This window comes from Burkholderia sp. Cy-637, assembly GCF_011753175.1.
Lineage (GTDB): Bacteria > Pseudomonadota > Gammaproteobacteria > Burkholderiales > Burkholderiaceae > Burkholderia > Burkholderia gladioli.
In genome coordinates this window covers 1-1,405 of record NZ_VWWC01000370.1, presented here as the reverse complement: position 1 = coordinate 1,405, position 1,405 = coordinate 1, and the positions used below count along the sequence as shown (strand labels likewise).

2 protein-coding genes are annotated in these 1,405 nt (G+C 72.9%); one reads left to right on the top strand and one right to left on the bottom strand.

Annotated features, from left to right (window positions below):
* Nucleotides 1-876: precorrin-3B C(17)-methyltransferase (gene cobJ / locus F3J10_RS35585; protein ID WP_240155809.1), on the top strand; the 876-nt coding region annotated here is incomplete at its 5' end.
* Between the two features lie 80 nt (nucleotides 877-956).
* Here cobJ and F3J10_RS35580 read toward each other — a convergent pair.
* Nucleotides 957-1,405 (bottom strand): ABC transporter ATP-binding protein (locus tag F3J10_RS35580; RefSeq protein WP_167244044.1); only part of this gene is annotated, 449 nt, incomplete at its 5' end.

The following is a 1,405-nucleotide window of genomic DNA, read 5'->3' as shown; positions in this document are numbered from 1 at the left end:
CTCGCGGCCGGCTCGATCGACGCGAGCCCGGCAATCGCCCTCGACGACGACGGCAAGCCTTCGAAGTCCCTCGCGATCGCGATCGCCGAAGCCCCCGTCGACGTCAACCGGCTCGGCCAGGCGCGCGGCTCGCTGAGCGTGCTCGGCCTCGGCCCCGGCCGCGCCGACCTGCTGGCGCCGGCCGCGCGCCTCGCGCTGGCCGAGGCCACCGACATCCTCGGCTACGCCACCTACGTGCGCATGGCCGGCCCGTTCCGCGCCGACCAGCGCGTGCACGAAACCGACAATCGCGAGGAACTGCAGCGCGCGCGCCATGCCTTCGAGCTGGCCGCGCAGGGGCGCCGCGTGGCGATGGTGTCCTCGGGCGACCCGGGCGTGTTCGCGATGGCGGCGGCCGTGCTGGAAGCGCTCGACGGCGCCGGCGAGCCGGCTTGGGACGAGGTCGCGCTGGAGGTGGTGCCCGGCGTGTCCGCCGCGTTCGCCACCGCGGCCGAGGCCGGCGCGCCGCTCGGCCACGACTTCTGCGTGATCTCGCTGTCGGACAACCTCAAGCCCTGGAGCGTGATCGAGGAACGGCTCGCGCTGGCCGCGCGCGCCGACCTGGTGATGGCCTTCTACAACCCGATCTCGAAGGCACGGCCCTGGCAGCTCGATCGCGCGCTGGAGATCCTGCGCGAGATCCGCGCCGCCGACACGGTGGTGGTGCTCGGCCGCGACGTCGGCCGGCCCGGCGCGAGCCTGCGCAGCCTCACGCTGGGCGAGCTGCGCGCGGCCGACGTCGACATGCGCACCATGGTGATCGTCGGCTCCTCGAAGACGCGGCGCTTCGCCAGCGCCGAACGCGAGTGGATCTACACGCCGCGCTTCTACGACTGAAACGATCGGCATGAAAAAACGGCCGGCGCCGCGCGATGCGGAGCCGGCCGTTGCTTTTCACGACGGCTTCGGGGCGCGCCTCAGGCGCCCAGCGCCAGCCCGTCGATCATCACCTGCCGATGCCCCTGCGAGCAGGGCTCGATCCGCGCCCTCACGCCGAACACCTCGGCCAGGCTTTCCGAGGTCACCACCTCGGCCGGTTCGCCGAAGCGCTCGATGCGCCCGCGATGCAGCAGCATGGCGCGATCGCAGGCGCGCATCGCCGCATTGATGTCGTGCAGCACCACCACGGTGGCGATGCCGCGTTCGCGCGTGACCTCGCGCAGTACCTGCATCACATGGAACTGGTGGTTGAGGTCGAGCGCCGACAGCGGCTCGTCGAGCAGCAGCACCTGCGGATCGCGCACCAGCGCCTGCGCGATGCCGACCAACTGCCGCTGGCCGCCCGACAGCTCGTCGAGCGAACGCGCCGCCAGCGCGCCGATCCCGAGCCGCGCCAGCACCGCGTGCGCGAGCGCCAGGTCGCCGA